The sequence below is a fragment of the Citrobacter sp. U14242 genome (genome assembly GCF_046555775.1).
GTDB lineage: Bacteria > Pseudomonadota > Gammaproteobacteria > Enterobacterales > Enterobacteriaceae > Citrobacter.
Map to the genome: position 1 here is coordinate 44,010 of NZ_JBKGLW010000002.1, position 26,166 is coordinate 70,175.

Here is a 26,166-nt window from a genome sequence, read left to right on the forward strand (position 1 = left end):
ACCTATTTATGGAGTTGTTATGTCTGCCAAACATCCGGTGATTGCGGTAACAGGATCCAGCGGCGCGGGGACCACCACCACCAGCCTCGCGTTTCGTAAAATTTTCGCACAGTTAAATCTGCGTGCCGCCGAGGTGGAAGGTGACAGTTTTCATCGTTATACCCGCCCGGAAATGGATATGGCGATCCGCAAAGCGCGCGACGCCGGACGACACATCAGCTACTTCGGCCCCGAAGCCAACGATTTCAGCCTGCTGGAACACACCTTCATCGAGTACGGTCAGTCGGGCAAAGGCCAGTCACGAAAATATCTGCACACGTATGATGAAGCCGTTCCGTGGAATCAGGTTCCGGGCACATTTACCCCCTGGCAGCCGCTGCCTGAACCGACGGACGTGCTGTTCTATGAAGGCTTGCACGGCGGTGTAGTAACCCCGCAACAAAATGTGGCGCGGCATGTCGATCTGCTTGTTGGTGTTGTCCCTATAGTGAACCTGGAGTGGATCCAGAAACTCACCCGCGATACCAGCGAACGCGGTCACTCCCGCGAGGCAGTAATGGACTCGGTCGTACGCTCAATGGACGATTATATCAATTACATTACGCCGCAGTTTTCCCGCACGCATATTAACTTTCAGCGTGTGCCCACCGTCGACACCTCCAACCCCTTTGCGGCAAAGAGTATTCCGTCGCTGGATGAGAGCTTTGTAGTGATTCATTTTCGTAATCTGGAAGGCATCGATTATCCCTGGCTGCTGGCTATGCTTCAGGGTTCATTCATTTCCCATATTAATACGTTAGTCGTGCCAGGCGGCAAGATGGGGCTGGCGATGGAGCTGATCATGCTGCCATTGGTGCAGAGGCTGATGGAAGGGAAGAAGATCGAGTAATGTGTTCTTTTGCCGAATGGCGGCTGATGCTTTATCCGGCCTACACGTTTATATCCTGTAGGCCTGATAAGTGTAACGCCATCAGGCATGGCATCACGAAGCAGCAATCACTTCATAGGAATGGGTGATATTCACCGCTTTTTCCAGCATCAACGCCACGGAGCAATATTTCTCAGCAGAAAGATCAACCGCCCGAGACACAGAGGCATCTTTCAGGTCGCGCCCCGTCACGATGAAATGCAGATTGATGTGGGTAAACAGACGCGGTGCTTCTTCACGACGCTCAGAGGTGAGCTTCACTTCGCAGTTGGTGACATCCTGGCGACCCTTTTGCAGGATCGACACGACATCAATGGCGCTACACCCCCCTGCCGCCATTAATACCATCTCCATCGGGCTCGGCGCTTTATCACCAGAGTTACCGTCCATCAAAATTTGGTGGCCTGAGGCGGACTCACCGAGGAAGGTTAACCCCTCAACCCACTTTACACGCGCTTGCATATTTCGTAACTCCAATGTTTCAATTTTCCTGACAGATTACGCGTACATAACAATTCTCGCAACGGAAGGCGACCTGCGTCATGCTGAAGCGAGACACCAGGAGACACACGGCGAAAGCTATGCTAAAACAGTCAGGACGCTACAGTAATACATTGGCGTACTGCAGGTATGCAGAGGACATCACATTACAGGCTGCAGTTCACTTTTTAGCAGCCCCTTTCCCAGGTAGCGGGAAGCATATTTTTGCAACCCCAGAGGCAGCGTCGTTTTCTGGCTCTGGAGACAGCTTATAACAGAGGATAACCGCGCATGGTGCTTGGCAAACCGCAAACAGACCCGACTCTCGAATGGTTCTTGTCTCATTGCCATATTCATAAGTACCCATCGAAGAGCACGCTGATTCACCAGGGTGAAAAAGCGGAAACGTTGTATTACATCGTTAAAGGCTCAGTGGCAGTGCTGATCAAAGATGAAGAAGGGAAAGAAATGATCCTTTCTTATCTGAATCAGGGCGATTTCATTGGTGAACTAGGCCTGTTTGAAGAAGGCCAGGAACGTAGCGCCTGGGTACGAGCCAAAACCGCATGTGAAGTCGCTGAAATTTCATACAAAAAATTTCGTCAATTAATCCAGGTTAACCCGGATATTCTGATGCGCCTGTCTTCTCAGATGGCTCGTCGTCTGCAGGTAACGTCTGAAAAAGTGGGCAACCTTGCCTTCCTCGACGTAACCGGTCGTATCGCCCAGACTCTGCTGAACCTGGCGAAACAGCCTGACGCGATGACCCACCCGGACGGCATGCAGATTAAAATCACCCGTCAGGAAATTGGCCAGATCGTTGGCTGTTCCCGTGAAACCGTTGGTCGTATCCTGAAGATGCTGGAAGATCAGAACCTGATCTCCGCGCATGGTAAGACCATCGTCGTCTACGGCACGCGTTAATCCCATCGACATGGCGTGTTACGCAGTAATGCGCCATTTTTGTTTGCTCCGATGTGGCGAAGACTGATTTATCACCCCGAGATCAACTACGCACTACGACAGACGCTGGTGCTATGTTTACCTGTGGCTGTCGGTCTTATCATTGGTCAGCTTCATTTGGGACTGCTTTTCTCCCTCGTCCCCGCCTGCTGCAACATTGCCGGTCTTGATACCCCGCATAAGCGCTTTTTCAAACGCTTAGTTATTGGCGCCTCGCTGTTTGCCGGCTGCAGCCTGATCATGCAGTTACTGCTGGCACAAACGATACCGCTGCCGCTGATCCTCACCGGCCTGACGCTGATTCTCGGTGTGACCGCCGAGCTAAGCCCGTTGCATGCACGACTTCTGCCCGCCTCACTGATCGCGGCGATTTTCACACTGAGTCTGGCCGGGAACATGCCCGTCTGGGAACCACTGCTGATCTACGCGTTGGGGACAGTATGGTACGGCCTGTTTAACTGGTTCTGGTTCTGGATGTGGCGTGAACAACCGCTGCGCGAATCACTCAGTTTGTTGTACCGCGAATTAGCCGATTACTGTGAGGCCAAATACAGCATGTTGACCCAGCATACCGATCCCGAAAAAGCACTACCGCCCCTGCTGGTCCGTCAACAAAAAGCCGTGGATCTGATTACCCAGTGCTACCAGCAAATGCACATGCTGTCGGCACATCACAATAATGAATACAAACGCTTGCTACGTGTTTTCCAGGAAGCGTTGGATTTACAGGAACATATTTCCGTCAGCCTGCATCAACCCGAAGAAGTGCAGAAGCTTGTTGAACGCAGTCATGCTGAACAGGTGATTCGCTGGAACGCTCGCACCGTTGCCGAACGCCTGCGCGTACTGGCTGATGACATTTTGTACCACCGCTTGCCAACGCGTTTTTCGATGGAAAAGCAGATAGGCACCCTGGAGAAGATTGCCCGGCAGCACCCGGATAATCCGGTGGGACAATTTTGCTACTGGCATTTCAGCCGCATTGCCCGTGTGCTGCGTACCCAACGCCCACTATATGCCCGGGATTTGATGGCTGATAAACAGCGTCGATTACCGTTAATTCCGGCACTGAAAAACTATTTGTCGTTGAAATCTCCGGCGCTGCGTAACGCCGGACGCATCAGCGTCATGTTGAGTATCGCCAGCCTGATGGGTAGCGCTTTACACCTGCCAAAACCTTACTGGATCCTGATGACGATACTGTTCGTCACTCAGAATGGCTACGGCGCAACCCGGGTGCGTATTTTACACCGCTCGGTGGGCACGCTTGTCGGACTGGTGATTGCGGGTGTTACGTTGCACTTTCATATTCCTGAGGGCTTCACGCTGGCAGCTATGCTGCTGATAACCCTGGTGAGCTATCTGATCATCCGCAAAAACTATGGCTGGGCCACCGTGGGCTTTACGGTCACGGCGGTATATACCCTGCAGTTACTGACGTTGAACGGGGAACAGTTTATCGTGCCCCGATTTGTCGACACCGTGATCGGCTGTTTGATCGCCTTTGGCGGTACGCTCTGGCTGTGGCCGCAATGGCAGAGTGGTTTACTACGTAAGAACGCTCACGATGCACTAGGAGCAGATCAAGAAGCCATCCGCCTAATCCTCAGCAACGATCCGCAAGCCACACCGTTGGCGTATCAGCGCATGCGGGTCAACCAGGCGCAAAACACGCTGTTTAACTCATTAAACCAGGCCATGCAGGAACCCGGGTTTAACTCGCACTATCTGGCAGATATGAAACTGTGGGTTACACACAGCCAGTTCATCGTCGAGCACATCAATGCAATGACTACCCTGGCAAGAGAGCACACGATGTTGACGCCGGATCTGGCGCAGCGATATCTGGAATCCTGCGAAATTGCGCTCCAGCGCTGTCAACAGCGGCTGGAATATGACGGGCCGGGAAGTTCAGGTGATGTGAATATTCTCGAATCACCAGAGATGCTCTCACACGGCCCATTAAGTACGCTTGAGCAGCATCTACAACGAATACTGGGGCATCTTAATACCATGCACACCATCTCTTCTGTTGCCTGGCGCCAGCGACCGCACCACGGTATCTGGCTTAGCAGGCGGCTGCGGGATATGAAAGGTTAAGAGGTTTGCCGGATGGCGGCACAAGCGCCTTATCCGGCAAACAGGCGATCAACCCACCACTTTCTCGACCGCCTGCGCGAAGCGCTGCATCCCTTCATCGATATCAGCCTGCTCTACCACCAGCGACGGCGCAAAACGCATCACGTCCGGCCCGGCATTCAGCACCATCACCCCTTCGTGAGCAGCAGCGTAGAGGAAATCACGCGCACGACCTTTAAATTGCGGCTTCAATTCAGCGCCAATCAGCAGCCCCATGCCGCGAATATCGCTGAAAATATCAAACTGCTGATCAATTTTCTGCAAATGCTGCACAAAGGCATGGCGTTTGGCCTGAATACCTTCCAGCACTTCCGGGGTATTAATGATATCGAACGCCGCTCCTGCAACCGCGCAGGCCAGCGGGTTACCGCCGTAGGTCGAACCGTGCGAGCCAACATGGAATGCGGAGGCTATCTCCAGCGTCGTCAGTACCGCGCTCACCGGGAATCCACCACCAAGAGCTTTAGCGCTGGTCAGGATATCCGGCGTCACGCCGTAGTGCATATAGGCAAACAGGTCACCGGTACGCCCCATCCCACACTGCACTTCATCAAACACCAGCAATGCCTGATGCTGATCGCACAGTTCGCGCAACCCCTGCAGGAATTCTGGCGTGGCAGCACTAACCCCTCCCTCCCCCTGAATAGGCTCAACCACCACGGCACAGGTATGATCGTCCATCACCGCTTTTACCGCATGCAGGTCGTTAAACGGCACATGGATGATATCCGCGGGCTTTGGGCCAAAGCCGTCGGAATATTTCGGCTGCCCGCCCACGGAAACAGTAAACAGCGAGCGACCGTGAAACGCATTATGGAAGGCGATGATTTTAGTTTTGAATGGGCTATGACGTACACAAGCGTAATGCCGCGCCAGCTTAAAGGCGGTTTCGTTAGCTTCGGTACCGGAGTTCATGAACAACACGCGTTCGGCGAAAGTGGCATCAATGATTTTGCGACCTAAACGCAACGCCGGCTCATTGGTGAACACGTTACTGGTATGCCACAGCGTTTCACCCTGGGTTTTTAATGCCTCGACCAGTGCCGGATGGCAATGCCCTAACGCGGTCACTGCAATGCCGCCCGCGAAATCAACATACTCTTTACCCTGCTGATCCCAGACTCGACTTCCTTTCCCCTTTACCGGGATAAACTCTGCCGGTGCATAAATCGGCAGAATCACTTCATCGAATGTTGCGCGCGTAATTGCAGTTTGTTCAGTTGCCATGTCATTACCACCCTGTTAAGCAGAAATGCTAGTGAAATTATAATCACAAAATATGAATAAAAAATCACTGAATAGCAACCACAAATCACCGGTTAAGGAAATTAGCCAGCAGCTGATGCCCCTGATCGCTGAGGATGCTCTCCGGGTGAAATTGCACACCTTCCACATCCCAATCCCGGTGACGAATGCCCATAATCTCCTGCGTTTCACTCCACGCCGTCACTTCAAAGCATTCAGGCAACGTCTCAGGTGCGACCACCAACGAATGGTAGCGCGTCACCGTTAGCGGGTTTGCCAATCCCTGAAAAACACCTTGCCCGGTATGCGTAATGGGTGAAGTCTTACCGTGCATCACTTTTGCCGCCCGCACGACGGTCGCGCCAAAGGCTTGTGCCATCGCCTGATGGCCCAGACAAACGCCCAGCATAGGGATCTTACCCGCATAAAGACGAATGACATCCAGCGAGATGCCCGCATCATCCGGCGTGCATGGCCCCGGGGAAATGACGATTTTCTGCGGATTCAGCGCATCAATTTGCGCCAGCGTCAGCTCGTCGTTACGTCTGACAAGGACATCTGCGCCCAGTTCGCAGAAGTATTGATACAGGTTCCAGGTAAAAGAATCGTAGTTATCGATAAGCAGGATCATGGCGGCTCCGGTACAGAAGAACCGCGCTATTCTACTCAGTTTCCGGAGCTTCGCTTACCACTTTACGAAATATCGCCTGCAGTGCGGACAGGTTACCCATGGCGCCGCTTTGATTTGCCTGGTTCCACTCCTCAACCTGGATGCCCTCCCAGTTGAGTATATACCCGGCATGAATAGCCAACTGTTCGAAGAAAATACGCTGCGCCAGACCGCTGCCAATACGAAACGGGTGTAACACATTAATTTCACAATAATAATGCGCAAGTCGGTCGACAAATTTGTCTTCCGGCAGTCCCACCAGCCAGGACTCGTCTTCCAGGTCCTGCATCAGCACATTGCCCTCTTTCTCTATCCAGGCAAAATGGCAGAAAGGTGTGTCGCCCTGATAAATATCGACTTCGCGTAGCTTGCCCGCCCAGTCGAAAATATCCTGATAAAGTTGGCGATGAATAGCGCACAGGTAGGGTAAACCACGAACTAACGGCCCCAGTTCAATTGTGGCGGCACGTAGCGCCGTCAATTCATAAGCTGCCTGCGCCAGACGCTGCGCCTGATGAACCCCCAGCCGGTTACGCATGACGTTCAAACCAGGATACAAATAGGGGTCACGTCCATCACCGAATTTATCGCTCATAGTGCCTCCGCAATTCTTCAAGACGCACCAGGGCGTCTTCAGCGCTCAGAGTAACCCGTGGAATATCCACGCCTTCCAGTCGCCGGCTTGCCTGGAAATTGGCATTTCGCAGTTGCGCCCAGAGCCTGGACTTTTGTTTATCGGTGAGTTTTTTCACGTGACCTCCCTGAATGAGCCGACACTTGCCACAAGTATAAGCAGCAATTTCGGGTTACGCAGAGAAGGGGAAGAACGCGGGCAGGAACTACCCGCGCAAAATAGGCTTACGGCAGGACTTTAGCGGAAAGGATAACAATCGGTTTTGACGGAACATTCTGGTAAGGACCGACATCGTGGGTCTGTACCTGCGCAATCTTGTCCGCAACATCCATACCTTTCACAACTTTACCGAACACGGCGTAACCAAAGTCACGCTGGCCATGATCGAGGAATGCATTGTCCGCAATGTTGATAAAGAACTGGCTGGTCGCACTGTCTTTATCCGCAGTACGCGCCATAGCAATAGTGCCTCGGGTGTTACGCAGCCCGTTATCCGCTTCATTCTTGATTGGCGGGTTAGGTTTTTTCTGCTGCATCTGCTCATTAAACCCACCACCCTGCACCATAAATCCCGGGATCACACGGTGGAATGTGGTGTTGTTATAGAAACCGCTGTTGACATAATCGACAAAGTTTTGCACTGAAACCGGGGCTTTCTGGCTGTTCAGTTCCAGTTCAATGTTACCGGCAGAGGTTGTCAGCAGAACGTGCGGATCCCCTTTCGCTGCCAACGCTGCGGGAGAGATAGCAGAAAGAGCGAAAACAGCTGCAACAGCCGCCAGAGTCGATTTGAGCATGAGATTTCCTTAAACAAGAGCAGAAACTAGAGCAAGTGGATTGATTCTAAAGAGCCTTCATGAACAAGGCCATCCCTTTACCTAATTTTACGTACTTGAAACAAATGTAACCTCATAGCTGTAAATATCTATGTGATCATGATCACATTCAAAAATGTAACAGACTCAGTAATTACCAAAAAATATTTAATTACATCACTAAAACGCCTAAAATCTGCCCGCTCACGGCACAGTTAATGTGCCTTACACTTCTATACAGGCCAGTCATGACTAACAGCAATCGCATTAAGCTCACATGGATTAGCTTTCTCTCCTACGCCCTGACAGGTGCGTTGGTAATTGTCACCGGGATGGTGATGGGAAACATCGCGGATTATTTCCATTTGCCCGTTTCCAGTATGAGTAACACCTTCACCTTCCTGAACGCAGGTATCCTGATCTCTATTTTTCTGAATGCCTGGCTGATGGAAATCGTGCCGCTGAAAACGCAATTGCGTTTTGGCTTCATCTTGATGGTATTAGCAATCGCCGGACTGATGCTCAGCCATAGCCTGGCGTTGTTCTCTGCGGCAATGTTTGTGCTGGGCCTGGTGAGTGGTATCACCATGTCGATTGGTACTTTCCTGGTGACTCAGATGTATGAAGGTCGCCAGCGTGGCTCCCGTCTGCTGTTTACCGACTCCTTCTTCAGCATGGCGGGCATGATTTTCCCCATGGTCGCGGCTTTCCTGCTCGCGCGCAGCATTGAATGGTACTGGGTCTATGCTTGTATCGGCCTGGTGTATGTCGCGATTTTCCTTCTGACCTTCGGCTGTGAATTCCCGGCGCTGGGCAAACATGCACAGCAATCAGACACACCGATCGTTAAAGAAAAATGGGGCATTGGCGTACTGTTCCTGGCGATTGCGGCACTGTGCTACATCCTCGGTCAGCTTGGCTTTATCTCCTGGGTACCGGAATATGCCAAAAGCCTCGGCATGAGCCTGAACGATGCGGGTAAACTGGTTAGCGACTTCTGGATGTCTTACATGGTCGGCATGTGGGCGTTTAGCTTTATTCTGCGTTTCTTCGATTTGCAGCGTATTCTGACCGTACTGGCGGGACTGGCCACCGTTCTGATGTATCTGTTCATCACCGGTACACCAGAACATATGCCGTGGTTCATTCTGACGCTGGGCTTCTTCTCCAGCGCGATTTATACCACCATTATTACCCTTGGTTCTCAGCAGACCAAAGTTGCCTCACCTAAACTGGTTAACTTTGTGCTGACCTGCGGTACCATTGGTACCATGCTCACCTTCGTGGTCACTGGCCCTATCGTAGCGCACAGTGGTCCATTGGCCGCATTACAGACTGCGAACGGACTGTATGCCGTGGTGTTCGTGATGTGCTTTATCCTTGGGTTCGTCACGCGTCATCGCCAGCATGGAACTTCCGCTGCCCACTAAATATGAATGCCGGATAAGGTGCAGCCGCCATCCGGCATATTCTCACTCCCTCTTCATCCGCTGGCGATGTCGGCCAAAACACACTAAACCCCCTTAATTTGTATGCTAATTGTACAAATATGAAAAGCCTGTCAATTCCGTCACTTATAAAAATGCTGACAAATCAGTTATATACCTCTTAAGGAGTATATAAGGCCGAATTTGATTTGTATCAATAAGCGCGGTTGCTGAATCGTTAAGGTAGGCAGTAATAGAAAAGAAATCGAGGCAAAAATGAGCAAAGTCAGACTCGCTATTATCGGTAATGGTATGGTCGGCCATCGCTTTATTGAGGATCTTCTTGATAAATCCGACGCTGCCAATTTTGATATTACCGTCTTCTGTGAAGAACCCCGCAAAGCGTACGACCGCGTACACCTGTCATCCTACTTCTCTCACCACACCGCTGAAGAACTTTCGCTGGTGCGTGAAGGCTTCTACGAGAAGCACGGCGTTAAGGTGTTAGTTGGCGAACGCGCAATTACCATCAACCGCCAGGAGAAGGTGATCCACTCCAGCGCGGGTCGTACGGTCTATTACGACAAGCTGATCATGGCGACCGGTTCCTATCCGTGGATCCCACCGATTAAAGGTTCCGAAACCCAGGACTGCTTCGTTTACCGTACCATCGAAGATCTCAACGCCATTGAAGCTTGCGCCCGCCGTAGCAAACGCGGTGCCGTCGTCGGTGGTGGCCTGTTAGGTCTGGAAGCCGCCGGAGCGCTGAAAAGCCTGGGCGTGGAAACCCACGTGATTGAATTCGCCCCTATGCTGATGGCTGAACAGCTGGATCATATGGGTGGCGAGCAGTTACGTCGCAAAATTGAAAGCATGGGCGTGCGTGTGCACACCAGCAAGAACACCAAAGAGATTGTCCAGGAAGGCACCGAAGCGCGCAAAACCATGCGTTTTGCCGACGGCAGCGAACTGGAAGTTGATTTCATCGTCTTCTCCACCGGTATTCGTCCACGCGACAAACTGGCAACCCAGTGCGGTCTTGACGTGGCACAGCGCGGCGGAATCGTGATTAACGACGCCTGCCAGACCTCTGACCCGGATATCTATGCGATTGGCGAATGCGCCAGTTGGAACAACCGCGTATATGGTCTGGTCGCGCCGGGTTACAAAATGGCCCAGGTCGCCGTTGACCATATTCTCGGTAGCGAAAATGCCTTCGAAGGCGCGGATCTGAGCGCCAAACTGAAGCTGCTGGGCGTGGATGTTGGCGGTATCGGCGACGCACATGCGCGCACGCCGGGTGCCCGTAGCTACGTTTACCTCGACGAAAGCAAAGAAGTCTACAAACGCCTGATTGTCAGCGAAGATAACAAAACGCTGCTGGGTGCCGTTCTGGTGGGTGACACCAGCGATTACGGCAACCTGCTGCAACTGGTACTTAACGCTATCGAACTGCCGGAAAACCCGGATTCACTGATCCTGCCAGCGCATGCGGGCAGCGGTAAGCCGTCCATCGGTGTGGATAAACTGCCGGACAGCGCGCAGATTTGTTCCTGTTTCGACGTTACCAAAGGCATGCTGGTCGCCGCTATCAACAAAGGTTGTCACACCGTTGCAGCGCTGAAAGCCGAAACCAAAGCCGGTACCGGCTGCGGCGGTTGTATCCCGCTGGTGACGCAGGTCCTGAACGCCGAACTGGCGAAGCAGGGTATCGAAGTCAATAACAACCTGTGTGAACACTTCCCGTATTCGCGTCAGGAACTGTTCCACCTGATCCGCGTAGAAGGCATTAAAACCTTCGAAGAATTGCTGGCTAAACACGGTAAAGGTTACGGCTGCGAAGTATGTAAACCAACCGTCGGCTCCCTGCTTGCCTCCTGCTGGAATGAATACATTCTTAAACCACAGCATACGCCGCTGCAGGATACCAACGACAACTTCCTGGCCAACATCCAGAAAGACGGTACTTACTCCGTCATTCCACGTTCTGCTGGTGGCGAAATCACCCCAGAAGGTCTGGTTGCCGTGGGCCGTATCGCCCGTGAATTTAACCTGTACACCAAGATCACCGGCTCCCAGCGTATTGGGCTGTTCGGCGCACAAAAAGATGACCTGCCGGAAATCTGGCGTCAGTTGATTGAAGCGGGCTTTGAAACCGGTCATGCATATGCGAAAGCGCTGCGTATGGCAAAAACCTGCGTAGGCAGCACGTGGTGCCGTTATGGCGTTGGCGACAGTGTAGGTTTCGGCGTCGAGCTGGAAAACCGCTACAAGGGTATTCGTACACCGCACAAGATGAAGTTTGGTGTTTCTGGCTGTACCCGCGAATGTGCGGAAGCCCAGGGTAAAGACGTCGGTATTATCGCTACCGAGAAAGGCTGGAACCTGTACGTTTGTGGTAACGGCGGGATGAAACCACGCCACGCAGACCTGCTGGCGGCCGATGTTGATCGTGAAACGCTGCTCAAGTACCTTGACCGCTTTATGATGTTCTACATCCGTACGGCGGACAAACTGACCCGTACTGCACCGTGGTTAGATAACCTGGAAGGCGGTATCGAGTACCTGAAGTCAGTCATCATCGATGACAAACTGGGCCTCAACCAGCATCTGGAAGAAGAGATGGCCCGTCTGCGTGAAGCCGTCGTGTGCGAGTGGACAGAAACGGTCAACACGCCGTCCGCACAGGTTCGTTTCAAACACTTTATCAACAGCGATAAACGCGATCCGAATGTTCAGGTTGTACCTGAGCGCGAACAACATCGTCCGGCCACGCCGTATGAGCGTATCCCGGTCACTCTGGTGGAGGAAAACGCATGAGCCAGTGGGAAAACATCTGCAAAATCGATGACATTCTACCTGCGACAGGCGTCTGCGCCCTGTTAGGTACTGAGCAGGTTGCTATTTTCCGCCCGTATCACAGCGATCAGGTGTTTGCGATCAGCAATATCGACCCATTCTTTGAGTCCAGTGTGCTGTCGCGTGGGTTGATTGCTGAACATCAGGGTGAGCTGTGGGTCGCCAGCCCGCTGAAAAAACAGCGCTTTCGTTTAAGCGACGGCTTGTGCATGGAAGATGAACAGTTCTCCGTGAAACATTACGAAGCGCGAGTAAAAGACGGCATGGTGCAACTGCGCGGTTAATGACTTTTGGGGAGGCGCAACACCTCCCCTTTTTTGACGTATTTGTAGTTCTTTTATTGGTAGGCCTGATAGGGCATTTATGCCTTATCCGGCCTACGGTTACGATTTCTTTTTATTTTTGTACTTCAAGGATAATCAACACATGTTCACAGACACTATTAACAAGTGTGCGGCTAACGCTGCGCGCATCGCACGCCTGTCGGCAAATAACCCCATCGGATTCTGGGTCAGCTCAGCAATGGCAGGGGCCTACGTCGGGCTCGGTATCATTCTTATTTTCACGCTCGGTAATTTACTCGATCCGTCCGTACGTCCTCTGGTAATGGGTGCAACCTTTGGTATTGCCTTAACGCTGGTTATTATTGCCGGTTCTGAACTGTTCACCGGGCACACGATGTTTCTCACGCTCGGCGTTAAAGCCGGCACCATCAGCCACGGTCAAATGTGGGCGATTCTGCCGCAAACCTGGCTCGGCAACCTCGTGGGCTCTGTATTTGTCGCTCTGCTATACAGTTGGGGCGGTGGCAGTCTGTTGCCGGTAGACACCAGCATCGTGCATACGGTCGCGCTGGCGAAAACCACCGCACCTGCAACAGTACTGTTCTTTAAAGGCGCCCTGTGTAACTGGTTGGTTTGTCTGGCAATCTGGATGGCAATCCGCACCGAAGGCGCGGCGAAGTTCCTCGCAATCTGGTGGTGCCTGCTGGCGTTTATCGCTTCTGGCTATGAACACTCCGTGGCCAATATGACGCTGTTTGCCCTTTCCTGGTTCGGTCATCACAGCGAGGCCTATACCCTGACCGGAATCGGTCACAATCTGTTGTGGGTAACACTCGGTAATACTTTGTCCGGTGTCGTATTCATGGGGTTGGGTTATTGGTATGCTACGCCAAAATCGGAGCGACCAGCTCCGGCAAAAATCAACCAGCCTGAGGCTGCTGCCAATAATTAAGGGGTATTTGTCGTGGATCATTTGCCTATATTTTGTCAACTACGTGACCGCGACTGCTTGATCGTCGGCGGTGGTGATGTCGCAGAACGCAAAGCGCGGTTACTGCTGGAAGCTGGCGCCCGTTTAACGGTCAATGCGCTGGCGTTTATTCCGCAGTTCACCGTATGGGCAAATGAAGGCATGCTGACGCTGGTTGAGGGGCCGTTTGACGAAGCTCTGCTCGACACCTGCTGGCTGGCTATTGCCGCCACCGATGACGATGCCGTCAACAAAAGCGTCAGTACCGCCGCTGAGTCACGCCGTATCTTCTGTAACGTGGTCGATGCACCAAAAGCGGCCAGTTTCATCATGCCCTCAATTATCGACCGCTCTCCGCTGATGGTGGCGGTCTCCTCAGGCGGTACATCCCCAGTTCTTGCCCGCCTGCTGCGTGAAAGACTCGAATCCGTGTTGCCGCAGCATCTGGGCCAGGTCGCACAGTATGCCGGGCAGTTGCGTTCCCGGGTGAAAAAGCAGTTTGCCAGCATGGGTGAACGTCGCCGCTTCTGGGAAAAATTGTTTGTTAATGACCGCCTGGCGCAGTCGCTGGCAAACAACGACCAGCAAGCCGTAGAAGAAACCACCGAGCAGATGCTCAGCGAACCGCTGGATCATCGCGGTGAAGTGGTCCTGGTTGGCGCCGGTCCTGGCGATGCCGGGCTGCTGACGCTGAAAGGGCTGCAACAAATCCAGCAGGCCGATGTGGTGGTGTATGACCGCCTGGTTTCTGACGACATCATGAACCTTGTACGCCGCGATGCAGACCGTATCTTCGTAGGTAAGCGCGCGGGTTATCACTGCGTACCGCAGGAAGAGATCAACCAGATCCTGCTGAACGAAGCGCAACAGGGTAAACGCGTGGTGCGCCTGAAAGGCGGCGACCCGTTCATCTTTGGACGCGGTGGCGAAGAGCTGGAAACCCTGTGTCATGCCGGTATTCCATTCTCTGTCGTACCGGGCATTACTGCAGCTTCCGGCTGTTCCGCTTATTCAGGTATCCCACTGACGCATCGTGATTACGCCCAAAGCGTACGCCTGGTTACTGGGCACCTGAAAACCGGCGGTGAACTGGACTGGGAAAACCTGGCGGCAGAGAAACAAACATTGGTGTTCTACATGGGACTGAATCAGGCGGCAACGATTCAGGAAAAACTCATCGAGTTTGGTATGCAAGCCGATATGCCGGTTGCCCTGGTCGAGAATGGTACTGCCGTAACACAGCGCGTCGTCAGTGGTGCGCTGACACAGCTCGGTGAACTGGCAAAACAGGTTGAAAGCCCGGCACTGATTATCGTGGGCCGTGTTGTGGGATTACGCGATAAGCTGAACTGGTTCTCGAATCATTAACTGAGCCCCAGATAATGCCCTGATATTCAGGGCATTTATGTATAGTACAGAAAAACAAAGACAAAATTAACACACTCCATATATCCACCGCAGTAATCCGTCCGTTAATGATTAGAACAAGACTAATTCTATAAGGCTTTAATTCATTGAATATATAATTTACACAAACATTACCATGTCTTATTCCGGACTACTTAGAGCTTTAATTAGTTGATATCTTAGGCTTCGATAAATGGATTTCATCCATTTAAAAATAGATATCTAATAAGGATTTTGACATGTTGAAATTTGCAAAAATCACCATTGTTGCAGGGATTCTGGCAACGCTGACCGCATGTACTGGTCACATCGAAAACACAAAAAACAACTGTAGCTACGATTATTTATTTCATCCGGCAATTTCAATTTCTAAAATTATTGGTGGCTGTGGCCCAGCGGCAAATCAATAATAGAATCGATTGTGCCGATACAAAAAACCGGGAAATTCCCGGTTTTTCACATTCGATATATCACTCTCTATCACTCGTACTTTGTCTTACGCTTTCCCGCAAAATACGCAGCACGGTTTCTTCTCCGCTACGGTTTGGATTAATACGAATCGCGTAATCGCCCAGTAACGGATTCGCTTCACGGAAGGTCCCGGAGAGGCGATAAAACAGCGGCGGGATTTCATATTTCGACTCCGCCCCTACCGGATAAGGTAGCGCGCCGCGCTTATGCGCCTCTTCCAGCACACTGGCGGCAATTGGCTGGTGAAACTCAACAATCAGCACCTTCGACTGGGCATTGGCGATAACCCCTTTTTTCACCTCGGGTATCGCTCCGCTATCGAGCAGACTCAGCAGGCGCTCAGAAACACCAGCCTGCACCGCATGCATCACCGGAGCGAAAACCAGACCGCGGAGTACCTCCAGCGCCTGTGAACCCTGAATCTGACTGCCGCCGGAATAGAGAGTCGCACGAATTCTGGCGATGGCTTCCGCCTTACCAACAACGACCCCAACCCCTTCCGGACCAAAGAGTTTAAAACAGGAAAAGGTGGACAGCGTCGCCCCACATTCACAGCCAATATGCTCAACTTTCATCACCGCGTAGTTATCATCGGTTAATGTCGGTACGTCACACCGTGTAATTTCCGCCAGCACCTCGGCTAAAATATAGCTGTCCTGTGGTTGTTGCCGCGTATGTTGCACCAGCGCAGCATCGGGGTGGTGCTCTGCGATAGCCCGCCTAATCGCCGAAAGATCGTTGAAATCAGCCCTGACCAGCACGATCCCCATCTGCTCGATAAGCACCTGCGTGGTGGGATAAACAGGCGCATCGTGAACCAACAACCTCTGACCAGGTTTAAGCAATGCCGCAAGACCCGCGCGAATAGCCCCGGTACCCGCGCCCTGAACCAGAACCGCCGCCTCAGCATGAAAAACATCGGCCAACACGTTTTCCACGCGCTGCGTTACCCGGGGTTGGTTCAGCCCCGGTACCAGTCCCAAATCGCCGCCAGCCAGAAAATCAGCACCTGGGAAGTGACGACAGAGCGTATCCACCAGCGCAAACTGCTTCTGCTGCGCTTCTGTAAGCGTCAGGCTTTGCAAGGGGAACGTCTTCATTTTTTACACCTCCTCAGGCCGGGACAAACAGCCCGCACCAGTAGAGAATATTCAACAGAATACCGGTGATCATCACTGCGACTACCGGTGCTGCCATCTTCTGTACAGGGCGTCCAATTGATTCGTTAAGGAAATAAATGGCCACCGCAATAGAGAATCCGGTATAGCCTGCCATCTTGATTGCGGCAAAAATCGAGCCGATCAGCAGCGCCATTTCCATCAGCATATTCATCGCATTACGAATATTGTCCGACGCGTTGCGTATTGACGGATAGCGACCCAGCCATTTACCAATAGAGCGCAGCAGCAGCACTTCCGCTGAAATCACTACAGCGCCAAGGATAGCCGCAATCCACGGGTTCGGCGCCAGATAGCCAACCGAATAAACAAAGGTAAAACCGGCTACCGCGTAAACGCCCGTCGCCAGCGCGGTGGTGGCAATCAGCGGCACGAAACCCAGCCCGCGCATAAACTCCGCCAGCGCCGCCTGATTCACCAGCGTTTGCGACTGTTCCGGCGTTATCCCCGCCGAGTAGGCTTTTTCCAGCGTAAAGATTGATACTTCGCTACCTGCAAATATCTTCATACTGGCGACAGCGGCGATCAGCGCACCAACAATGGCGATATATGGCAGATTTTTAATGATTCGTGAGGTTCGTTCCTCAAACACTGATAGCCCACTGGTATCCATCTCCTCATCACCGCGATGGCGTATATCGTGGAAAATAGCAATCGCCAGCAGCATGACCATCCCAATGAAAATCTCGATTGATTCCGGATTTAGGTGTGGGAAGAAACGAACGACAGCCACGCGAGTCATCAACACCACAAAGGCAGCAACCAGGCTGTGCTTCCAGCCAAACTGATAGAAAATCGCCACCAGAGGAAAGAGCGCAAATGCCGCTACCACCGGAGAACTCAACTCCCCGAGGCTACCCAACACATCTACGGGTAATGCCGTCAGTAACTGGTTCACCGGGAGTAGACAGGTCAGGATCAATACGCCCCAGATAGCCCCCAGACCAAACGCCAGCAAGCTATTAACCGCCAGCACGCCGAGAATATCCGTTGGCAGAAACAACAGCCACGCATTAAGCAGCCCAGTTTTCAGAGTGAACGAGATCCCGACGGAGGCAACAAAACCGATGCTCAGACCAAACGCGATACTCCCCGCCTCACGGCGGTTCATATTCCCCTCAATAAGCTGCGGCAGAATAGGACGGATTCCATCATGAAAAACGGCAGCCGACCGATGCGCCAGAAGTGATGTCATGCCGGTCAGACAGGCCACCAGGATAATCTGAATATACAGATCCATAATAGTGCCTTTTATTTCAGATGGTTAACCAGCATCGGGATCGCATGTTCAACATGTTCGACGGAGAGACCAAAAGCCACCTTCCCTTCCGCAATCATTTTTGCGATATGTTCGTCTTTCGCCTTAATGCCCGGCCTGGCGATAGTGCAGCTTTTGTTGTAGCCAATTACCGCGATGGCAATCGACAATGCGGCACCGGCTCCGGTGTTACAAGCGCCAATGTAGTAGTCCAGTTGCCCGGATTTCACCTTCATTGCCGCGTCCATATCGTTGTGAATTGATACTTCAAAGCAGCCTGGAGCAACCGTTTCGATGGTCTTTTTAATCTGCTCACGCTGTAAGCCAGCAACGCCAATCTTTTTCATGGTTCTGTCCTTATTGGAAAAATTGTGAGGGGTTATCACGTAACATCGTGTCCACATCGGCCAGGTCGAATCCTGACTGGCGTAACTGTGGGATAAAAGTCGTTAACAGGTAGTCATAGCCGTTGCCGCCATTACCTTTTAAATGGGAGCGACGGGTAATATCCATTGAGAGCATCACGCGGTTAAGCAACCCGCGATCGCGTAGCGCATGCAGCATGCCAATGCGTTTCTCGTCGGGGTAGTAGCTGTTTTTACCAATGGTGTCGAACTGTACATACGCACCGAGATCGATCATGCGCAGAATATTGTCGAGGTTATCTTTTAAATCGCAGTGGCCGACAACCACGCGCGCAAGCGAAACACCCTGAGTTTTCAGCAACGCCAGTTGCTCCAGCCCCATAGTGCTGAAAGACGTATGCGTCGAGATGGGACGCCCGGTTTCGTTGTGCGCACGCGCGGCGGCGATGAACACCTTCTCTTCAAGCGGGGTGATCACCCCTTCGCTGGAGCCGATCTCCGCGATGATCCCAGCCTTGAGTTCCGTACCATCAATGCCAATGAGGATCTCATCAACCATCTCCTGCGCGAGCTGTTCCACACTTCGGGTCGCCACATGCTCGGGGAAAAACGCATCCTGGTAATAGCCAGTGCAAGCCACCACATTGATCCCCGTATCGCGCATCAGATCGAGCATAAATTGCGGGTTACGTCCCATGTAGCGGTTGGTCATCTCAATAATGTTGCTGACGCCTAATACCCGCAGATCCTTCATCTCCTGACAGATGAGATCGTACTGATCTAACCGGCAGTCGAGGTTCCCCTTAAAACCAGAGAGATCGATATGCAGATGCTCGTGGACATAGGTGTAGCCCGTCGTATCAATGCTCATAAAACATCTCCTGTGAGTCGTAACGCAGAAAGAAAAGAGGTGCCGTTTTGTGGTGGAGGAGCACCGAAAAACTCGCATACCGTCGCACCAACATCCGACAGCGTGGTACGAACACCTAACTGGCCTGGCTCCAGCTCCTGCTGGTACACCAGCACCGGCACAACTTCACGGGTATGATGGCTATGTCCAATAGTTGGATCGTTACCGTGATCGGCCATGACCACCAGGCAATCATGTGGATCCATAGCGGCCAGAAGACGCGAAAGGTTGAGGTCAACAAGCTGCAACCGTTCGGCATAACGTGCGACATCTTCAGCATGTCCGGCGAGATCGGTTTCCTGGATGTTGGTGCAGATGAAAACCGTAGATTCAGCCTGAAACTCCTCCAGGGTGATATCCATAATCTGCTGACTGTCCACCAGGTTTTGCCAGCTACGTCCGTGAGGGTTACTGACGATATCCGCCACTTTGCCAACTAAAACTGTTGGCACCCCGACCTCATGCAGCTTTTGTGGAGCCTGTACCTGTTCATCTACGCCGTAACCCATATGCCTGACCTGAAAACCACTTTCATACGCGCCGGAACGTGGAGCGTTAATGCCGATAAAACGGCCTTCTTTGGTCTCAGCGGCGTCCAGAATGCGCTGGCTGTCATTAAGCAAACCGCCAAATGCGATCACCCGCCCGACCTGTACCTGCTCACGTACTACGCGACCTATTTCCAGCACCTCATCAAATGGGATAGCGGTAAGATTGGCGGTAATGTTATAGACCTGACCTAAATCTGCTTCGAGGTTATCCCCCACAGCTACAGCTGCGTTGACCCACAGAAATGCAAGATCGCCACCACGTCGTTCCACCTGCCAGCCTGCTGTTTTCAGCGCCAGTTCAACACTGTCAATAACCTGACTAAACGGCATCCGCAGCGGCGATTGTGGCCGTGTACCTAAAATTTCCTGATGCCCCATAAAGGTATCGCCACCTTCATGCTGCAACTCCGCAACGCCCCAGACTGCCGATGCCGAAGGTTTCATCACGCCTGGCGTATAGCCCAACGCATTAATTAATCCCAGTTTTTCGAGGGCCGGAAGGTGTAAATGCGGTACTTCAGCAAGGATATGTCCGCACGTGTTCGCCCCGGCATCCTGGGGTCTGACCAGCGTTACGTCTTTCATTGCACCGACACCAAAGCTATCGATCACCAACACCACGAATCGGGCCATTACTCCTCCAGTACATTGCCAAGGCTGTCGTAACGGGCGACAATTTCAGCCGCGCCACGCTGGATACCAGACACCAGCACCACGTCGCTGCGCGTCACGAAGATCTGTGTGCGGAAGCAGAACACTACCGCGCTGCTCACCGGAAATTCGCCTGCCAGAGGCAGGTAGTAATCGATACTGCTGTCATCTACAGGTTTCAGCGTCGCTGCAATAGGGGCGTTACTCTCTGGCGTGAAGACCAGCGCATTTTGCGCATGGCCGCGACGGTAATAACCGCCGCCATAGCAATAACTGTCTCCACGGAATTGATGGGAAACCTCGCTCAGCCAGAGCATTGCAATACGTTCGGGTTGATCACCCTTCTGATTGGAAGGAACGGTTCCGGTCAGCGCATGTCCAGGCTCGGCGTGAGTTACGCCATATTTCGCCAGTAACGGTAGCGATGCGCAGCTACTGGCGGAAGGAGCATTGAGTTGCTCAATCTCAACTTCCGCCGCCGCTAACTGACGCCGGGCCGACACTAGGGTGTGCAGATTTGGCGTCGGTATCGTTTCTGCGGATTTCTCATCCCACAGCAGACAGGGGAAATGGGTTAGCCCACGAAAATGCAGGCCAGGTAAACCACGTATTTCACTCACAACATCGTTCAGACAGGTCAGCGGAAACCCGCTTTCTTGCCCCGGATATAGAAAGTCATCTTTATCGTACACTTTGAGCATGACAGCCTGTTCTCGGCCAGCTTTTACCGCCGCAGCGGAAACCTCACGCGCTTTCTCCAGCGAAAAAAGAGTAATGACGTCAGTACCCTGAGCTACTGCATCACTAACCTCTCGTGAAGGGATCTGTACGAGATGCCCCTGATGCGCTACCGGTAGCCCGGCACGACGCATGACCCGGCCTTCTTTATAATCCACGACCACAATCCCCGCGTAGCCGAGCTGTAATAACTTTTCCGCCAGCCAGGGATTTCGCCCAAACTGCTTGGTCATCAGATACAACGAGATACCGTGCTGTCGAGCCACGTCTAGCAGGCGTTTGCCATTCTCCATCACCTGGTCAACATCGATGACCCAACTGTCCGGAGCGATCTTTCCCTTCTGCCACAAGCTAACGGCAGCGGTAATGAGTGCAGGGTTCTGGCGTTTCAATGCATGTATAAACATCTGTATGCCTCGTTTCTAATCCTTCAGTTAAATATTCATTTTTTTGAATATTTAGGGTGCACTGCGCCGATATTCGATTTATTTCAGACGCCTTCGTGCGCCGCCATCCACAATCCGTACAGGTTCGCCAACAGATATCCCTCTTCATTCGCATGCAGCGTAAGCGCAAACTCTTTCAGCAGCCCATGATGCACCAATAAAATAGTTGGCCAGAGATGTGATTGCGCCATTTCAGCCAGCAGTTGGTCATCCAGGGCTTCTATGACTTCCCCCCGACGGCTACGCATCAATGCGCTCGCCATATGGGTCATCGCCATCGCCCCTTGATCGGTATGGATCGGTAAACACCACTCTTCATCAAGTTGCTTCACAACCTGCAGCATGCCGCTGCAGATATCCTTGTCGATGACGCCCGCTTCACATAGCAGGTTTAACCTTTTTTCCATGACACTCGCCTTAACTTAATAACTGGGTTCCTGCTCGCCATTTGCTACACGTTGCTGGTGGGCAAGCAGTGCTTCTTTGTTGACGACAGCACGGAGCAACTGCTGCATCGGATAATCATCTGTACGGGTCAGCACCACTGCCTCCGTCGCCTGCAGGAATCGCGGATCGTTGGTCAGCGGAGTGGCTTCCAGCCCTAGTACCTCCAGCTCAGCCTCCGCAACCACGTTCCAAATCACCGCATCCACATCCCCTTTCGCAATGCGCTGCAAGCTCTCATGGTAAGGCAGGTCAATCAATTCAACATCGTGACTACCAAAACAGGCTTCGGTCATGATTTTCTGATCCGCCGAGCGGTTATCCAGCCCCACCCGCTTCACGCGCCCGGATTCACCTTTGCGGCAGATGAGCTGGTGTTCACCTACGTAAGTGTGCGGTCCCAGCGCCAGTGCGATGCGAAGCCCATTTTGCGCAAGGTAGCTTTCCGCCGCCAGACGAGAAACTACCGCCATGTCGTAGACGCCATTGCGCAGGCATTCCACGCGAATATCGGCCCCACGCATGTGTGCGTAATAAAATGGGATCCCGTCGAATTGCGCCTTCAGCCCACTCGCCAGCCCTTCATATAAACGGGTATAGGGCAGCGGCATCGCACAGACCACGTTGTTGATATCGACATGCGTTAACAACGTGCGATTATCCATCTCCACCAGGAAACTGCCGTTACGCCCACGACGCTCAATACGGATCGCCCCTGACGATTCCAGTGTTTTTAGCGCGGCCTGTGTTAATCCCACCGACGAGTGGCATTCGCTCGCCAATTCATCAATAGTTTTCAAACGGTTACCACACTTTTCACCGAGCAGGTAACGGGCCAGGGTTGTCAGTACAACCCCTTCTTTCTTGATAAATGTCCGACTCATTATTTATTTTCAGTAAATTGAATATTTATATCTTCATTAAAGTGAAGATATAACGCAATGACGAGATATACAAACGGCGAGGTGCTTCACATTTTTTATTGTTCGAAAGCACAGGCGAAAAAAAACCGGGCGAACCCGGTTCTTGACGACACAGAATGAATTTACGGCTTAGCGACAAAACCAATTGCTTCGTACACCGCTTTCAGCGTTTGTGCAGCACGCGCGCTGGCTTTTTCTGCGCCCTCTTTCATCACTTTCTGCAGGAAGGCTTCATCGTTACGGAAACGGTGGTAGCGTTCCTGGAGTTCAGTCAGCATGCCAGAAACGGCTTCTGCGACTTCCCCCTTCAGATGACCATACATCTTGCCTTCAAAGTGCTGCTCCAGTTCAGGAATGCTCTGACCGGTCACGGCAGAGAGAATATCCAGCAGGTTGGCGACACCCGCTTTATTCTGCACATCGTAGCGTACAACAGGCGGCTCATCGGAATCCGTCATGGCGCGTTTGATCTTCTTCACCACAGATTTCGGATCTTCCAGCAGGCCGATCACGTTATTACGGTTGTCATCCGACTTAGACATTTTCTTCGTCGGCTCCAGCAGGGACATCACGCGCGCACCGGACTTCGGAATAAACGGCTCAGGCACTTTGAAAATGTCACCATACAGTGCGTTAAAACGCTGGGCGACATCACGGCTCAGCTCCAGATGCTGTTTCTGATCTTCCCCTACTGGTACCAGGTTGGTCTGGTACAGCAGAATATCGGCAGCCATCAGTACCGGATAGTCGAACAGACCGGCATTGATGTTTTCAGCGTAACGAGCTGATTTATCTTTGAACTGGGTCATACGACTCAGTTCACCAAAATAGGTGTAGCAGTTCAGCGCCCAGCCTAACTGTGCATGTTCCGGTACGTGGGACTGAACGAAAATGGTGCTTTTTTCAGGATCGATACCGCACGCCAGGTACAGCGCCAGCGTATCCAGAGTTGCTTTACGCAGTTGCTGGGCATCCTGACGAACGGTGATAGCATGTTGGTCAACGATGCAATAGATGCAATGGTAGTCATCCTGCATGCTCACCCACTGACGCAGCGCACCCATATAGTTGCCAATGGTCAATTCACCTGAGGGCTGTGCGCCACTAAAAACGATGGGCTTAGTCATTTTTCAATTCCTGATTTTCGCTATGCGGAAGCCCGAGAGCGGGCAGTAGTTCATTAATACGGTCGGATATGACGTCAGGCTGGCTCAGCGCAATTGACTCACCATAGTTATAGCCATAAGTCAGGCCAACGGATGGGCAGCCAGCGGCTTTTGCCGCCTGAATATCATTACGAGAATCCCCAACAAAGAGCAATTGCTCAGGTCTGATGCCAAGCTTGCTTGCCACCAACAGCAGCGGGTCCGGATGCGGTTTTTTGTTCTGTACGTCATCACCACCGATGACCACACTAAAATATTTGGCAATATCCAGCGCATCAAGTAACGGCGCGACAAACGGCGTCGGTTTATTGGTCACCAGACCCAGCGGCAATCCGTTGGCATGCAGTGCGCCCAACGTGTCGGCTACATCAGGGAACAGGAACGTCCCCTCTTCGGCGACATCGCCGTAATATCTGTCGAACAGCTTGCGCAGAATTCGCACCTGTTCCGCAGTGGGAATATCGTCATCAACAGGCGGTTTGCCCATCGTTTTACGTAAGGTCGCACGCTCCTGACGAGACCAGGCAAGCGCACGTTCCATCAACACATCGGCACCATTACCAATCCAGGTAATGACACGCTCTTCACCCGCTACCGGTAGCTCCAGCGCATACAGCGCCATATCTACCGCGGCGGTTAATCCCGGCGCACTGTCAACCAGCGTGCCGTCGAGGTCAAATGCTACGCCCCGAATGTCCTGAAATTTATCCATGACTTACCTTCGCCAGTTCATTGCGCATTTCATCAATGACTTTTTTGTAGTCTGGTTGATCGAAAATCGCGGAACCCGCGACAAACATATCCGCACCGGCAGCCGCGATTTCACCAATGTTGTTCACCTTGACGCCGCCATCCACTTCCAGACGGATGTCATAACCAGACTCATCAATACGACGACGGACTTCGCGCAGCTTATCCAGCGTTTGCGGGATAAAGGACTGTCCACCAAAACCTGGGTTAACAGACATCAGCAGGATCACATCCAGCTTATCCATGACATAGTCCAGATAGCTCAGCGGCGTAGCCGGGTTGAACACCAGACCCGCTTTACAGCCATTCTCTTTGATCAGTTGCAAAGTGCGATCGACGTGTTCGGAGGCTTCCGGGTGAAAAGTAATGATGCTGGCACCGGCCGCTGCGAAGTCAGGGACAATTCGATCAACTGGCTTCACCATCAGATGCACATCAATAGGGGCGGTGATCCCATATTTGCGCAGCGATTTCAGTACCATCGGGCCGATGGTCAGGTTCGGCACGTAGTGGTTGTCCATGACGTCGAAGTGAACGACATCAGCACCCGCCGTCAGTGCTTTCGCGGTGTCCTCACCCAGGCGGGCAAAATCAGCCGACAGAATTGAGGGGGCAATCAAATACTGTTTCATCCGCTTCTCCTTGAGAATTATTTTTTCGCAGGCGTTGCGACTCCTGGTTTGTATAGTGCCAGCAGTTCGTTCACCTTTTTACGTGTGCCGCCGTTGCTGCTTATACTGCGCCGCACTTTGACCTGAAAATGTTTCGCCGCTCGATACCATTCACGGGTATCCGGCGTGTCATGATTCGAAATTAACACCGGGATCTGCTTACTGACCAGCTTTTCCGCCATCTCGGCCAGATGCGCCTGCTCTTTCGGGCTAAAGCTGTTGGTATGATACGCGGTGAAATTTGCCGTCGCCGAGAGCGGTGCATATGGCGGGTCACAGTAGACCACAGAGTTGGTATCCGCGCGATCCATGCACTCTTCATAGGAGAGGCAATGGAACTCTGCATTTTGCGCTTTTTCGGCAAAATGGTACAACTCGGCTTCCGGGAAGTAGGGTTTTTTATAACGACCAAAGGGGACGTTAAACTCACCGCGCAGGTTATAACGGCATAACCCGTTATAGCCAAAACGGTTGAGATATAAGAACAGCACTGCACGTCGGAACGAGTCCTGGCAGGCATTAAATTCTTCCCGGAGCTGGTAGTACACCTCAGCCTGATTCGTTTCAGGCATAAACAGCTCACGTGAAGCCTGCACATACTCATCGGTACGCGTCTTCACGATGTTATAGAGACTGATCAGGTCGCTGTTGATATCGGCAAGAATATAACGAGAAAAGTCGGTGTTGAGAAACACCGACCCGGCACCCACGAAGGGTTCAATCAGGCACTCACCCTGAGGTAAATGCCGTTTGATATCATCAAGCAGGGGGTATTTCCCCCCTGCCCATTTCAAAAAAGCGCGATTTTTTTTCATGCTGACTA

The 26,166-nt window shown here is 52.3% G+C and carries 27 protein-coding genes; 9 read left to right on the forward strand and 18 right to left on the reverse strand.

The features are described from left to right. The first annotated feature begins 19 nt into the window (after nt 1-19). Nucleotides 20-889: a phosphoribulokinase gene (locus tag ACLJXE_RS02985; RefSeq protein WP_410750043.1), complete on the forward strand. Its 870-nt coding sequence runs from the start codon at nt 20-22 to the stop codon at nt 887-889. Between the two features lie 93 nt (nt 890-982). On the opposite strand, the gene ACLJXE_RS02990 is transcribed toward ACLJXE_RS02985, so the two are convergent. Beyond that, a complete protein-coding gene (locus ACLJXE_RS02990) occupies nt 983-1,390 on the reverse strand; it encodes an OsmC family protein (RefSeq protein ID WP_286629805.1) in 408 nt (135 codons plus the stop codon). A gap of 309 nt (nt 1,391-1,699) precedes the next feature. Here ACLJXE_RS02990 and crp point away from each other — a divergent pair, with 309 nt between their 5' ends. Both crp and ACLJXE_RS03000 read left to right on the forward strand, forming a co-directional pair. Then, nucleotides 1,700-2,332 carry a cAMP-activated global transcriptional regulator CRP gene (gene crp / locus ACLJXE_RS02995; protein ID WP_000242758.1) on the forward strand — a complete coding sequence of 211 codons (633 nt, stop codon included), beginning with the start codon at nt 1,700-1,702 and terminating at the stop codon, nt 2,330-2,332. A gap of 51 nt (nt 2,333-2,383) precedes the next feature. Continuing rightward, nucleotides 2,384-4,471 (forward strand): YccS/YhfK family putative transporter, encoded by a 2,088-nt coding sequence (locus ACLJXE_RS03000; protein WP_286630080.1) that lies wholly within the window; start codon nt 2,384-2,386, stop codon nt 4,469-4,471. A gap of 48 nt (nt 4,472-4,519) precedes the next feature. On the opposite strand, the gene ACLJXE_RS03005 is transcribed toward ACLJXE_RS03000, so the two are convergent. The 5 genes from ACLJXE_RS03005 to ppiA form a co-directional block, all read right to left on the reverse strand. After that, the gene (locus ACLJXE_RS03005; protein ID WP_410750044.1) at nt 4,520-5,737 is read right to left on the reverse strand and encodes an aspartate aminotransferase family protein; all 1,218 of its coding nucleotides are present in this window, start codon (nt 5,735-5,737) and stop codon (nt 4,520-4,522) included. Nucleotides 5,738-5,822: 85 nt separating this feature from the next. Continuing rightward, nucleotides 5,823-6,386, reverse strand: a complete 564-nt coding sequence (gene pabA, locus ACLJXE_RS03010) for an aminodeoxychorismate synthase component 2 (protein WP_286629807.1) — start codon at nt 6,384-6,386, stop codon at nt 5,823-5,825. Nucleotides 6,387-6,417: 31 nt separating this feature from the next. After that, the gene (locus ACLJXE_RS03015) at nt 6,418-7,020 is read right to left on the reverse strand and encodes a putative adenosine monophosphate-protein transferase Fic (RefSeq protein WP_410750045.1); all 603 of its coding nucleotides are present in this window, start codon (nt 7,018-7,020) and stop codon (nt 6,418-6,420) included. Further along, complete coding sequence (locus tag ACLJXE_RS03020) at nt 7,010-7,177, reverse strand: YhfG family protein (protein WP_410750046.1); 168 nt, start codon at nt 7,175-7,177, stop codon at nt 7,010-7,012. The genes ACLJXE_RS03015 and ACLJXE_RS03020 overlap by 11 nt, the downstream gene beginning before the upstream one ends. A gap of 106 nt (nt 7,178-7,283) precedes the next feature. After that, nucleotides 7,284-7,856 (reverse strand): peptidylprolyl isomerase A, encoded by a 573-nt coding sequence (ppiA, locus tag ACLJXE_RS03025; protein ID WP_137381141.1) that lies wholly within the window; start codon nt 7,854-7,856, stop codon nt 7,284-7,286. A gap of 266 nt (nt 7,857-8,122) precedes the next feature. Between ppiA and tsgA the strand changes: the two genes are divergently transcribed. From tsgA to ACLJXE_RS03055, 6 genes are all read left to right on the forward strand, one after another. Further along, nucleotides 8,123-9,304, forward strand: a complete 1,182-nt coding sequence (gene tsgA / locus ACLJXE_RS03030; RefSeq protein WP_286629809.1) for an MFS transporter TsgA — start codon at nt 8,123-8,125, stop codon at nt 9,302-9,304. Between the two features lie 273 nt (nt 9,305-9,577). Then, entirely contained in the window at nt 9,578-12,121 is a 2,544-nt protein-coding gene (gene nirB / locus ACLJXE_RS03035) for an NADPH-nitrite reductase large subunit (RefSeq protein ID WP_286629810.1), read from the forward strand. Further along, nucleotides 12,118-12,444 (forward strand): nitrite reductase small subunit NirD, encoded by a 327-nt coding sequence (gene nirD, locus ACLJXE_RS03040; protein ID WP_286629811.1) that lies wholly within the window; start codon nt 12,118-12,120, stop codon nt 12,442-12,444. The genes nirB and nirD overlap by 4 nt, the downstream gene beginning before the upstream one ends. Before the next feature lie 142 nt (nt 12,445-12,586). Further along, entirely contained in the window at nt 12,587-13,396 is an 810-nt protein-coding gene (gene nirC / locus ACLJXE_RS03045; RefSeq protein WP_410750047.1) for a nitrite transporter NirC, read from the forward strand. Nucleotides 13,397-13,408: 12 nt separating this feature from the next. Beyond that, nucleotides 13,409-14,782 (forward strand): siroheme synthase CysG, encoded by a 1,374-nt coding sequence (gene cysG / locus ACLJXE_RS03050; RefSeq protein ID WP_410750048.1) that lies wholly within the window; start codon nt 13,409-13,411, stop codon nt 14,780-14,782. A gap of 278 nt (nt 14,783-15,060) precedes the next feature. Next, the gene (locus ACLJXE_RS03055) at nt 15,061-15,231 is read left to right on the forward strand and encodes a YhfL family protein (protein WP_410750049.1); all 171 of its coding nucleotides are present in this window, start codon (nt 15,061-15,063) and stop codon (nt 15,229-15,231) included. Nucleotides 15,232-15,291: 60 nt separating this feature from the next. On the opposite strand, the gene ACLJXE_RS03060 is transcribed toward ACLJXE_RS03055, so the two are convergent. From ACLJXE_RS03060 to dam, 12 genes are all read right to left on the reverse strand, one after another. Beyond that, on the reverse strand, nt 15,292-16,392 hold the full coding sequence (locus ACLJXE_RS03060) for an aminotransferase class I/II-fold pyridoxal phosphate-dependent enzyme (protein WP_410750050.1): 1,101 nt from the start codon (nt 16,390-16,392) through the stop codon (nt 15,292-15,294). 13 nt (nt 16,393-16,405) lie between these two features. Further along, the gene (locus ACLJXE_RS03065) at nt 16,406-17,710 is read right to left on the reverse strand and encodes a YhfT family protein (protein WP_410750051.1); all 1,305 of its coding nucleotides are present in this window, start codon (nt 17,708-17,710) and stop codon (nt 16,406-16,408) included. Between the two features lie 11 nt (nt 17,711-17,721). Beyond that, complete coding sequence (locus ACLJXE_RS03070; RefSeq protein WP_410750052.1) at nt 17,722-18,075, reverse strand: DUF2620 domain-containing protein; 354 nt, start codon at nt 18,073-18,075, stop codon at nt 17,722-17,724. A 10-nt stretch (nt 18,076-18,085) separates the two neighbouring features. Continuing rightward, on the reverse strand, nt 18,086-18,964 hold the full coding sequence (locus ACLJXE_RS03075; RefSeq protein ID WP_410750053.1) for a phosphotriesterase-related protein: 879 nt from the start codon (nt 18,962-18,964) through the stop codon (nt 18,086-18,088). Then, the gene (locus tag ACLJXE_RS03080) at nt 18,961-20,187 is read right to left on the reverse strand and encodes a phosphopentomutase (protein WP_410750054.1); all 1,227 of its coding nucleotides are present in this window, start codon (nt 20,185-20,187) and stop codon (nt 18,961-18,963) included. Before ACLJXE_RS03080 ends, ACLJXE_RS03075 begins: the two co-directional genes overlap by 4 nt. Next, nucleotides 20,187-21,350, reverse strand: a complete 1,164-nt coding sequence (locus ACLJXE_RS03085) for a YhfX family PLP-dependent enzyme (protein ID WP_410750055.1) — start codon at nt 21,348-21,350, stop codon at nt 20,187-20,189. Before ACLJXE_RS03085 ends, ACLJXE_RS03080 begins: the two co-directional genes overlap by 1 nt. A gap of 83 nt (nt 21,351-21,433) precedes the next feature. Next, nucleotides 21,434-21,796, reverse strand: coding sequence for a PRD domain-containing protein (locus ACLJXE_RS03090; RefSeq protein ID WP_410750056.1), 363 nt, complete (start codon nt 21,794-21,796; stop codon nt 21,434-21,436). Between the two features lie 15 nt (nt 21,797-21,811). Then, nucleotides 21,812-22,717, reverse strand: coding sequence for a GntR family transcriptional regulator YhfZ (gene yhfZ, locus ACLJXE_RS03095; protein WP_410750057.1), 906 nt, complete (start codon nt 22,715-22,717; stop codon nt 21,812-21,814). A 161-nt stretch (nt 22,718-22,878) separates the two neighbouring features. After that, nucleotides 22,879-23,883, reverse strand: coding sequence for a tryptophan--tRNA ligase (gene trpS, locus ACLJXE_RS03100; RefSeq protein ID WP_410750058.1), 1,005 nt, complete (start codon nt 23,881-23,883; stop codon nt 22,879-22,881). After that, nucleotides 23,876-24,634: a phosphoglycolate phosphatase gene (gene gph, locus ACLJXE_RS03105; protein ID WP_410750059.1), complete on the reverse strand. Its 759-nt coding sequence runs from the start codon at nt 24,632-24,634 to the stop codon at nt 23,876-23,878. Before gph ends, trpS begins: the two co-directional genes overlap by 8 nt. After that, nucleotides 24,627-25,304 (reverse strand): ribulose-phosphate 3-epimerase, encoded by a 678-nt coding sequence (gene rpe, locus ACLJXE_RS03110; RefSeq protein ID WP_271454324.1) that lies wholly within the window; start codon nt 25,302-25,304, stop codon nt 24,627-24,629. Before rpe ends, gph begins: the two co-directional genes overlap by 8 nt. Nucleotides 25,305-25,321: 17 nt before the next feature. Continuing rightward, nucleotides 25,322-26,158: an adenine-specific DNA-methyltransferase gene (gene dam / locus ACLJXE_RS03115; RefSeq protein WP_286629817.1), complete on the reverse strand. Its 837-nt coding sequence runs from the start codon at nt 26,156-26,158 to the stop codon at nt 25,322-25,324. Nucleotides 26,159-26,166 lie beyond the last annotated feature (8 nt).

Excerpts from the sequence above, each read along its gene's own strand:
- nirB (WP_286629810.1), top strand. The coding sequence starts at position 9,578 with ATGAGCAAAGTCAGACTCGCTATTATCGGTAATGGTATGGTCGGCCAT.
- ACLJXE_RS03000 (WP_286630080.1), top strand. The coding sequence starts at position 2,384 with ATGTGGCGAAGACTGATTTATCACCCCGAGATCAACTACGCACTACGA.
- ppiA (WP_137381141.1), bottom strand. The coding sequence starts at position 7,856 with ATGCTCAAATCGACTCTGGCGGCTGTTGCAGCTGTTTTCGCTCTTTCT.
- pabA (WP_286629807.1), bottom strand. The coding sequence starts at position 6,386 with ATGATCCTGCTTATCGATAACTACGATTCTTTTACCTGGAACCTGTAT.
- ACLJXE_RS03085 (WP_410750055.1), bottom strand. The coding sequence starts at position 21,350 with ATGTTTATACATGCATTGAAACGCCAGAACCCTGCACTCATTACCGCT.
- crp (WP_000242758.1), top strand. The coding sequence starts at position 1,700 with ATGGTGCTTGGCAAACCGCAAACAGACCCGACTCTCGAATGGTTCTTG.
- trpS (WP_410750058.1), bottom strand. The coding sequence starts at position 23,883 with ATGACTAAGCCCATCGTTTTTAGTGGCGCACAGCCCTCAGGTGAATTG.
- ACLJXE_RS03065 (WP_410750051.1), bottom strand. The coding sequence starts at position 17,710 with ATGGATCTGTATATTCAGATTATCCTGGTGGCCTGTCTGACCGGCATG.
- tsgA (WP_286629809.1), top strand. The coding sequence starts at position 8,123 with ATGACTAACAGCAATCGCATTAAGCTCACATGGATTAGCTTTCTCTCC.
- nirC (WP_410750047.1), top strand. The coding sequence starts at position 12,587 with ATGTTCACAGACACTATTAACAAGTGTGCGGCTAACGCTGCGCGCATC.
- ACLJXE_RS03090 (WP_410750056.1), bottom strand. The coding sequence starts at position 21,796 with ATGGAAAAAAGGTTAAACCTGCTATGTGAAGCGGGCGTCATCGACAAG.
- ACLJXE_RS03005 (WP_410750044.1), bottom strand. The coding sequence starts at position 5,737 with ATGGCAACTGAACAAACTGCAATTACGCGCGCAACATTCGATGAAGTG.
- ACLJXE_RS02990 (WP_286629805.1), bottom strand. The coding sequence starts at position 1,390 with ATGCAAGCGCGTGTAAAGTGGGTTGAGGGGTTAACCTTCCTCGGTGAG.
- ACLJXE_RS03070 (WP_410750052.1), bottom strand. The coding sequence starts at position 18,075 with ATGAAAAAGATTGGCGTTGCTGGCTTACAGCGTGAGCAGATTAAAAAG.
- ACLJXE_RS03060 (WP_410750050.1), bottom strand. The coding sequence starts at position 16,392 with ATGAAGACGTTCCCCTTGCAAAGCCTGACGCTTACAGAAGCGCAGCAG.
- dam (WP_286629817.1), bottom strand. The coding sequence starts at position 26,158 with ATGAAAAAAAATCGCGCTTTTTTGAAATGGGCAGGGGGGAAATACCCC.
- rpe (WP_271454324.1), bottom strand. The coding sequence starts at position 25,304 with ATGAAACAGTATTTGATTGCCCCCTCAATTCTGTCGGCTGATTTTGCC.
- nirD (WP_286629811.1), top strand. The coding sequence starts at position 12,118 with ATGAGCCAGTGGGAAAACATCTGCAAAATCGATGACATTCTACCTGCG.
- gph (WP_410750059.1), bottom strand. The coding sequence starts at position 24,634 with ATGGATAAATTTCAGGACATTCGGGGCGTAGCATTTGACCTCGACGGC.
- ACLJXE_RS03055 (WP_410750049.1), top strand. The coding sequence starts at position 15,061 with ATGTTGAAATTTGCAAAAATCACCATTGTTGCAGGGATTCTGGCAACG.
- ACLJXE_RS03075 (WP_410750053.1), bottom strand. The coding sequence starts at position 18,964 with ATGAGCATTGATACGACGGGCTACACCTATGTCCACGAGCATCTGCAT.
- yhfZ (WP_410750057.1), bottom strand. The coding sequence starts at position 22,717 with ATGAGTCGGACATTTATCAAGAAAGAAGGGGTTGTACTGACAACCCTG.
- ACLJXE_RS03080 (WP_410750054.1), bottom strand. The coding sequence starts at position 20,187 with ATGGCCCGATTCGTGGTGTTGGTGATCGATAGCTTTGGTGTCGGTGCA.
- ACLJXE_RS02985 (WP_410750043.1), top strand. The coding sequence starts at position 20 with ATGTCTGCCAAACATCCGGTGATTGCGGTAACAGGATCCAGCGGCGCG.
- ACLJXE_RS03015 (WP_410750045.1), bottom strand. The coding sequence starts at position 7,020 with ATGAGCGATAAATTCGGTGATGGACGTGACCCCTATTTGTATCCTGGT.